This is a genomic window from Umezawaea sp. NPDC059074 (assembly GCF_042738955.1).
Classification (GTDB): domain Bacteria; phylum Actinomycetota; class Actinomycetes; order Mycobacteriales; family Pseudonocardiaceae; genus Umezawaea.
In genome coordinates this window covers 1-7,671 of record NZ_JBHYHC010000241.1, presented here as the reverse complement: position 1 = coordinate 7,671, position 7,671 = coordinate 1, and the positions used below count along the sequence as shown (strand labels likewise).

The following is a 7,671-nucleotide window of genomic DNA, read 5'->3' as shown; positions in this document are numbered from 1 at the left end:
GGCTTGTGGCCCGTGCCCCGCTCTCGTCGTGGAACAGCCCGTCACTTGCGGGCGATGAACAACCTGCCGGTGGGGAAGCGGTGCTGAACGCACTCGACGGACGAGAAGCCCGCCCCCAGCAGCTTGTCCGTCCACTCCTGCTCGTTCAGCAGGCGCCTGCGCATGAACTGCTTGTGGTAGAAGGTGACGATCGCGCTGAACCGGCGCTCGCGCGGGTCGGGCACGTACGGCACGGCCTCGGTCAGCGCCATGATGCCACCGGGCCGCAGCGCGTCCCGGCAGTTGGCGAGGACGCCGTCGGCGATCTCCTCCTCCTCGGGCATCATGTCGTGGAAGACGAACCCGGCGTGCACCAGGTCGGCCCCCTTGACCGGCGTGGCGTCGTCGGCGATCGACTGGATCGACCGCTCGACCACGGTCAGCCGGTCACCCACCCCGGCCCGCTTGCCCGCCAGTTCGGCCTCCCGGCAGGAAGGGCCGTCGAGGTCGAGCGCCAGCGCCGTGGTCTCCTCGCGCCGGAGCAGGATCTCGATGAGCAGCCGCGCCGTGCCCGCCCCGAGGTCGACCACGTGGGACGGGTCGGCGTCGAGGATGGTCTGGAGCGCGACCGGGTAGAAGCCCTTGGAGCCCATCCACTGCGAGCTGACGGCGACCTGCCTGCCGTCGCGGAGGTGGCTGCCCCCCTCCTCCAGCGGGTCGTTGAGGAAGTCGACGGCGTTGGTGATGAAGGGGCGGTTGGCGGCCAGCGCCCAGTACACGTACCCGGACTCGTACTGGATCTGCGCGAAGTCGTCGACCGCCTGGAAGGCGTCGGCGGTGTCGGGGGTCCGGTCGACGATCCCCGCCGACCACAGCGCCTCCAGGTAGTTGGCGATCCCCCGCTCCCTGATCCCGGTGTCGGCGGCCAGACCCGCCGCGGTGACCGGCAACCCCCGTTCCAGGTGCGGGATCAGCCCGAGCTGGTCGCCGATCTCCAGCAGCGCGGCGGCGCCCGCCGCGTCGGCGACCACCTCCCTCGTGGTCCTCCAGTGGTCGGCGGGCGCGGTTTCCCTGTCCTGTGCGGTCATCCTCTGATCTCCTCGAATCGAGTCGTGCTCATGGCACCGGGAACATCCATCCCTCGTGGTCGGGCGCCAGCCCGTGGTGCAGGTCCACCAGGGCATCGCGCAGGCGTTGGGTCACGGCTCCCGGTTCGCCGTCGCCCACGCGCCACGCGCCGGTCTTCGAGCGGACCTCGCCGATGGGGGAGATCACCGCCCCCGTGCCGCAGGCGAACGCCTCCCGCATCACGCCGTCGGCGCACCGAGCCCGCCACTGGTCCACGGCCAGAGGCTCCTCCACCACCTCGTGGCCGAGGGAGCGGCCGAGCGTGATCAGCGCGTCCCTGGTGACGCCCGGCAGGATGGTCCCGCCGAGCGGTGGGGTGGTCAGCCGTGCGGCGTCGGGCGGGCCGTGGACGAAGAACAGGTTCATCCCGCCCAGTTCCTCGACCCACCTCCGCTCCACCGCGTCCAGCCACACGACCTGGTCGCAGCCCCGTTCGTGGGCCTCCTGCGCGGGCAGCAGGCTCCCCGCGTAGTTGCCGGGGCACTTGGCCTCGCCGGTGCCGCCGGGGGCGGTCCGCACGTAGTCCTCCGACACCCAGACCTTCAGCGGGGCGGCGACCCCGCCCGCGAAGAAGGTGTCGGTGACGAAGGCCATCAGCAGGAAGAGGTGCTCGTGCGCGGGACGGAGCCCCAGCTGGGCCTCGGTCGCGAACAGGATCGGCCGCAGGTAGAGGCTCTTGCCCCGCTCCGAGGGCACCCACCGCCGGTCCGCGCGCACCAGTTCGGTGATCGCGTCGAGGAACAGGGACTCCGGGAGCTCGGGCATGGCGAGCCTGCGGGCGGACGCGCGCAGCCGCCGGGCGGCCATGTCCGGCCGGAACACCGCGACACCGCCGTCCGCCTGCCCGTACGCCTTGAGCCCCTCGAACACGACCTGCCCGTAGTGCAGGCCCACCGCGGCGGGGCTCAGGGCGATGTCGCCGAACGGGTCGAGGCGGGCGTCGTGCCAGCCCCGGTCCAGTGACCAGCGGATCGACACCACGTGCTCGGTGAACACCCGGCCGAAACCGGGCGCCCGCATCCGGGCCTCCCGGTCCCCGTCGGCCACCCTCGCGTGGTCGGGAACGGTCGTCGCGGTAAAACGGATCTTGTCAGCGTGCAAAGGGGGCATCGCATTCCCCTCGACTGTTTCCTGGGTCACCGAAGTGTTGTGGCAGGCTCAATGAGCGACCATCCGATTCACCGGTGAGGAAAGTGCGCTGGTGGCCGGTTCGGCTAATCCGCGGAATTAGTCGTCCGCTACCCGCCGGAGTTGGGTGATCACCCCCGTCCACCTGGCGGGATGAGCACTGTTCGCGCTGGTCGTGGCCAGCAACTTGAATTGTGCGGCAAATTCGCTGGTCTCTTCTTCGCCGCCCGTCGACGCGGTGAAGTCGTGTACTTCGTCGCCCGGTTCGCGCCGTTTCCGTTGGTAGCCTTCGTGGTGTCCCGGCAATGCTCGAGTCCGCCGGTGAACGTGCCGCCGAACCGGATCGAAAGGTCGTCGGCGGCCGTTCCAAGCACGCCACCCACTACTCTCACGTTAGGTGCTTGTGATGGCGATGAACCAGACCGGAGAGGTGACCGCGCCCGCGGAGCTCGGCAACCTCACGCAGTTCGAGTACCTGGCCCTCGGCAGTCCGCTCAACCTCGCCGACGGCCACGCCCGGCAGGAGCTCACCCCCGGCCAGATCCGCATCGTCGACGAACTGCCCTCGCTGTGGGCGGAATCGGTGAAGCGCCCGGTCGAGGAGGTGGAGGCCGAGGCCCGCCGGGCGTACCTGGAACTGCTCGGCCAGCGCCGCTTCCCCGACGTGCCCGAGCGGCTGCTGAGCTGCTACTCGTCCTCGGTCGCCATGGAGATCTTCGCCCGGTCGCTGGCCAGGACCACGGACTCGATCATGCTGGTGCACCCCACCTTCGACAACATCCCGGACATCCTGCGCGGGGTCGGCCTGCGACTGGAGCCGGTGGAGGAACCCGTCCTGCACGGTGCGGGCATCCCGGACGACCGGCTGCGGTCGGTGGGCTGCGTGTTCGTCACCACGCCGAACAACCCGACCGGCCGGGTGCTGTCGCGCTCGGCCCTGCGGCGGCTGGCCGCGCGGTGCGCCGAGCACGACGTGGTCCTCACCCTGGACACGTCGTTCCGCGGGTTCGACACCGACGCCCACTACGACCACTACGAGGTGCTGGAGGCCAGCGGCTGCCGCTGGGTCGTCATCGAGGACACCGGCAAGCTGTGGCCGACGCTGGAGCTGAAGATCGGCTGGCTGGCGTCGTCGGAGAACGTCGGCCTGCCGCTGGCCGAGGTCTACTCGGACATCCTGCTGGGCGTGTCGCCGCTGGTGCTGTCCATGGTGCGCCGGTTCGCGGAGGAGGCGGCGGGTGGTGGCCTCGCCGACCTGCACCGGTTCATCGCGACCAACCGCGCCACCCTGCGCGAGCACCTGGAGGGCGTGCCGGACGTGCGCTTCCCCTACCCGTCCTCGCGCGCCAGCGTCGAGCTGATCGACCTGGGGCAGCGCACCGCGCTGGACGTGTGGACCGCGCTGCGGCGGCACAACGTCTACGCGCTGCCGTGCGAGAAGTTCCACTGGGCCAACCCGGTGGAGGGCAGCAGGCGGTTGCGCCTCGCGCTCTCGCGGCCCGCCTCGTCGGTGCTGACCGCGGCGAAGGCGCTCCGCTCCGTCCTGCTCGCCGGATGACGGCGGGCACCACCGACCTCGCGGGACCGTCGTCGCACCGGAGGCGGTGGCGCGCGGGCGTCGTGCAGGCGGTGACGCGACCGGGCGTGGTCGAGTTGGGTCCCGGCTACCTGAGCCCGGACCTGCTCCCGGTCGACCTGCTCGACGAGGCGTACCGGCGCGTCTTCGCCGAGTACGGCTCGGCCGCGCTGGCCTACGGGGACAACCGGGGCGCGCTCGACCTGCGGTCGGAACTGGCCGAGCGCGCGGCCGACGCCGATGGCCGCGCGTGCGGGCCGGACCACGTGCTGATCACCGCGGGCACGTCGCACGCGCTGCACCTGCTCGCCACCACGTTGGGAGCGCCCGGCGGCAGCGTGGTCGTGGACCAGGTCGGGTACGACTTCGGCAGGCGGGTCCTGACCGACAGCGGACTCCGGGCGCGCGAGGTGCCGTCGGACGGCCAGGGCATGGACCCCGGCGCGCTCGACGCCGCCCTGGCGCGCGAACGGCCCTGTTTCGTCTACCTCAACCCCACGTTCCACAACCCCACCGGCGTCGTCGTCCCCCATGTGCGGCGGGAGGAGGTGCTGGCCGTCGCGGCACGGCACGAGGTGCTCGTCGTGGAGGACGACGCCTACGGCGAACTGGGCTTCGAGCCGGGGCGGCGGTACTCGATGGCGGGGCTGGCGGGCTACCGGGGCGTGGTGCGGCTGGGCACGGTCTCCAAGACCCTCGGACCCGGCCTTCGCCTGGGCTGGCTGCTCGCCGACCCCGCGGTGACCGGCGGGCTGGCGGCGCGCGGCCTGTTCGTCAGCGGCGGGTGCGCCAACCACCTGGCCTCGCTCGCCTTGGGCGAGCTGCTGGGCTCCGGCGACTACGACCTGCACCTCGACTGGCTGCGCACCCGGCTGCGGTGGCGGCGCGACGCGCTCGCGGCCGCCCTGAGCGAGGGCCTGGGCGACGCCGCCGAGTTCCGGCTGCCCGCGGGCGGCTGCTTCCTGTGGCTCACCGCCACCGGCGCGACGACCGAGGCCGACCTGCTCGCGGCCGCCGGTCGGGCCGGGATCGCGGTCGCCGCGGGATCGCGGTTCGGCAGTCCGCCCACGCCGAGCATCCGCCTGTCCTACAGCTTCTCCTCGCCCGACGAGCTGGCCGCCGCGGGAGCGGCGCTGGCTCGCGAGCTGAACCCGGATCGGACGTGACCATGCCCACCGACCAGCTCGGCGTGGCCGGGTACAGCCTGCCGCTGTCCCCGACCGGCGCCTCCTCCATGCTCACCCCGCCACCGTGGCACTTCGCGGGCGACGTCGTGATGATCGACTACCGGGTGGACCCCGCCGCGGCGGCCGCCTTCCTGCCGCCGGGGCTGACCGAGGGCCCCGACCCCGGCGCGGCCGCGGCGGTGTTCGCCCGGTGGCAGTGGTGCTCGGACTCCGGCGCGGAACTGGCCGACCCCGGCCGCGCCCAGTTCGCCGAGTTCCTCGTCCTGCTCGGCTGCGCCCACGACGGACGGCCGATGGCGCGCTGCCCGTACGCGTGGGTCGACCAGCCGGTGCCGCTGGTGCGCGGCTGGGTGCAGGGGATGCCCAAGCAGCTCGGCGAGATCCACCAGACCACGCCGTTCCCGGTCGGCCGCGCGGGTCCACGGCTCGCGGCCGGCGGCCGGTTCGACGGCACGCTGTCCGTCCACGGCAGACGGGTGGTCGAGGGCACCGTCACGCTGGAGCACCGCTCCGACTCGCCACCCCCGCTGCACACGGTGCCGCTCGCGCACACGAGGACGTTCCCCGCGTGGCTCCCGACCGATCGCGCCGTGCACCGGCTCGTGTGCTCGGAGGTGACCGGGGTCGAGTTCTCCGAGGTCTGGACGGGCCGCGCCGACCTGCGGATCTTCGACGCGCTGGACGCCGACTTCGCGGCGCTGCGACCCGTGGAGGTGGGCGCGGGCCACGTGTTCTCCTACGCCGAGACCCTGGTCGGGGGTCGGGCGCTGGACTGACGGGCGGCCCGGTCCGCGAGGAAAAGGGGAGAACCACGCGGACCGGGCCGGATCCCCTTTGACACCGGGGATTTCGCTGGGAGCCCTGGGGGTCGGCTCCGGGAACCAGTGAAGCACCGGCGGCCGTGGCGGTCTGTAGCCCTAGGTCTACTCCACGGGTAGTGCGACGCCTCCGCGGTGCCGACGATGGTGGACGAGAATCGTGCGCACGAGGTGTCGTGTCCGCCGAATCGGTGACGACCCCCTGGTGAACCGCCACGACGGGTGGTTCGCCCACCGAGGAGGACCAGTGAAGTACTTGATCCTGATGCACGTCGACCCGGCCGTGCTGGAGCAGCTCACCGACGAGCAGCAGACGCGGATCCACGAGGGGCACGGCGCGTTCATGGCCACCACCAAGGAACGTGGCGAGTTCATCGCGACGCAGGCCCTCGCCGACCCCAGCCGGTCGAAGGTCATCCGCGGCTCCGAGGGCCTGCCCGAGGTGACCGACGGGCCGTTCGTGGAGAGCAAGGAGTTCATGGGCGGCTTCTACCTCGTCGACGTCGAGGACGAGGCGCGCGCGGTGGAGCTGGCGAAGCAGATCCCCGACACGACGATCCCCGGCCTGGCCGTGGAGCTGCGTCCGGTGATGTTCGCCGATCTGGGAGACCAGTGACGGCTCCGCCACCGGTGGGGGAGGGCCTGTGGCGCGACCTCGCGCGACAGGCCCTCGCCCGGCTGCTGCGCGCCTACGGCGGCGACCGGTTCGACCGGTGCGAGGACGCCGTTCAGGAGGCGCTGCTGGACGCGCACCGGCAGTGGCCCGAGCAGTACCCGGACGACCCGCTGGGCTGGCTGACCGTGACCGCCCGCCGCCGCTACGCCGACCAAGCCCGCAGCGACGCCCGGCGGCGCGACCGCGAGGTCCGCACCGCGCTGTTGAGCCCGCCGGTGGAGCCGGACGTCGTCCAGAGCGACGACTCGCTGCTCGTGCTGCGGCTGTGCTGCCACCCCGACCTGCCGCGCTCGGGCCAGGTCGCCCTGACCCTGCGGGCGGTCGCCGGGCTGACCACGGCCCAGATCGCCACCGTCTACCAGGTCCCCGAGGCCACCATCGCCCAGCGGATCACCCGCGCGAAGCGCCGCGTCTCCCGACTCGGTGGGCCGCTTCCGGCACCCGGCCACGCCGCCGAGCGGATCACGCCAGTGCTCGACGTGCTCTACGTGATGTTCACCGAGGCCCACCACACGACTTCTGGCGCGCCCCCGCGCGACGCGGACCTCGCCGCCGAGGCGATCCGCCTGGCGCGGCTGCTGCTCCGGAGCGTCCCCGAGTCCACCGAGGTCGCGGGCCTGCTCGCCCTGATGCTCCTCACCGAGGCCCGCCACCCCGCGCGGGTGGGACCGGACGGGCTCCTGAAGCCCCTCGACGAGCAGGACCGGTCGCTGTGGGACGGGGAGCTGATCGGCGAGGGCGTCGCGCTCGTCGAACGGGCCGCGCCCGGCGCGCAACCCGGCCCGTACCTGATCCAGGCGTGCATCGCGGCCCTGCACGCCGAAGCCCCCGACACCGGGTCGACGGACTGGCCCGAGATCCTCGCGCTCTACCGGCTCCTCGAACACGTGACCGGCCGCGCCAACCCCACGATCACCCTCAACCGCGTTGTCGCCCAGGCCATGGTCGCGGGCCACGACGCCGCCCTCGCCGAACTCGCCGCGCTGGAGGCCGACCACCCCGACCTGCCCCGCCTCGACGCCGTCCGCGCCCACCTCCTGGAGTCGGCGGGCCGGACGGGGGAAGCGGCGGACGCCTACCGCCGGGCCATCACCGCCACCGTCAACCTCGCCGAGCGGAACCACCTCAGGCACCGCCTCCGCCAGGTCCTCAGTTCTTCGGCCTGACCGCGAGCAGTGG

At 72.7% G+C, this 7,671-nt stretch carries 7 protein-coding genes; 5 read left to right on the top strand and 2 right to left on the bottom strand.

Annotated elements, in window-relative coordinates:
• Positions 1–41 precede the first annotated feature (41 nt).
• Both ACFWW9_RS45185 and ACFWW9_RS45180 read right to left on the bottom strand, forming a co-directional pair.
• Positions 42–1,067, bottom strand: coding sequence for a class I SAM-dependent methyltransferase (locus tag ACFWW9_RS45185; protein WP_390389677.1), 1,026 nt, complete (start codon positions 1,065–1,067; stop codon positions 42–44).
• A gap of 28 nt (positions 1,068–1,095) precedes the next feature.
• Positions 1,096–2,217 (bottom strand): branched-chain amino acid aminotransferase, encoded by a 1,122-nt coding sequence (locus tag ACFWW9_RS45180; protein ID WP_390389676.1) that lies wholly within the window; start codon positions 2,215–2,217, stop codon positions 1,096–1,098.
• 424 nt (positions 2,218–2,641) lie between these two features.
• On the opposite strand from ACFWW9_RS45180, the gene mppP reads away from it, so the two are divergent.
• The 5 genes from mppP to ACFWW9_RS45155 all read left to right on the top strand — a co-directional run bounded on the left by mppP (position 2,642) and on the right by ACFWW9_RS45155 (position 7,658).
• On the top strand, positions 2,642–3,793 hold the full coding sequence (gene mppP, locus ACFWW9_RS45175; protein ID WP_390389674.1) for an enduracididine biosynthesis enzyme MppP: 1,152 nt from the start codon (positions 2,642–2,644) through the stop codon (positions 3,791–3,793).
• Positions 3,790–4,977, top strand: coding sequence for an aminotransferase class I/II-fold pyridoxal phosphate-dependent enzyme (locus ACFWW9_RS45170; protein WP_390389673.1), 1,188 nt, complete (start codon positions 3,790–3,792; stop codon positions 4,975–4,977). The genes mppP and ACFWW9_RS45170 overlap by 4 nt, the downstream gene beginning before the upstream one ends.
• Before the next feature lie 2 nt (positions 4,978–4,979).
• On the top strand, positions 4,980–5,774 hold the full coding sequence (mppR, locus tag ACFWW9_RS45165) for an enduracididine biosynthesis enzyme MppR (RefSeq protein WP_390389679.1): 795 nt from the start codon (positions 4,980–4,982) through the stop codon (positions 5,772–5,774).
• A 289-nt stretch (positions 5,775–6,063) separates the two neighbouring features.
• The gene (locus tag ACFWW9_RS45160; protein ID WP_390389672.1) at positions 6,064–6,432 is read left to right on the top strand and encodes a YciI family protein; all 369 of its coding nucleotides are present in this window, start codon (positions 6,064–6,066) and stop codon (positions 6,430–6,432) included.
• Entirely contained in the window at positions 6,429–7,658 is a 1,230-nt protein-coding gene (locus ACFWW9_RS45155; protein WP_390389670.1) for an RNA polymerase sigma factor, read from the top strand. Before ACFWW9_RS45160 ends, ACFWW9_RS45155 begins: the two co-directional genes overlap by 4 nt.
• Positions 7,659–7,671: the final 13 nt, after the last annotated feature.

What these genes read in the sequence shown, in the direction of transcription:
- ACFWW9_RS45185 (WP_390389677.1), bottom strand. Translation starts at nt 1,067, where the DNA reads ATGACCGCACAGGACAGGGAAACCGCGCCCGCCGACCACTGGAGGACC.
- ACFWW9_RS45180 (WP_390389676.1), bottom strand. Translation starts at nt 2,217, where the DNA reads ATGCCCCCTTTGCACGCTGACAAGATCCGTTTTACCGCGACGACCGTT.
- mppP (WP_390389674.1), top strand. Translation starts at nt 2,642, where the DNA reads ATGGCGATGAACCAGACCGGAGAGGTGACCGCGCCCGCGGAGCTCGGC.
- ACFWW9_RS45170 (WP_390389673.1), top strand. Translation starts at nt 3,790, where the DNA reads ATGACGGCGGGCACCACCGACCTCGCGGGACCGTCGTCGCACCGGAGG.
- mppR (WP_390389679.1), top strand. Translation starts at nt 4,980, where the DNA reads ATGCCCACCGACCAGCTCGGCGTGGCCGGGTACAGCCTGCCGCTGTCC.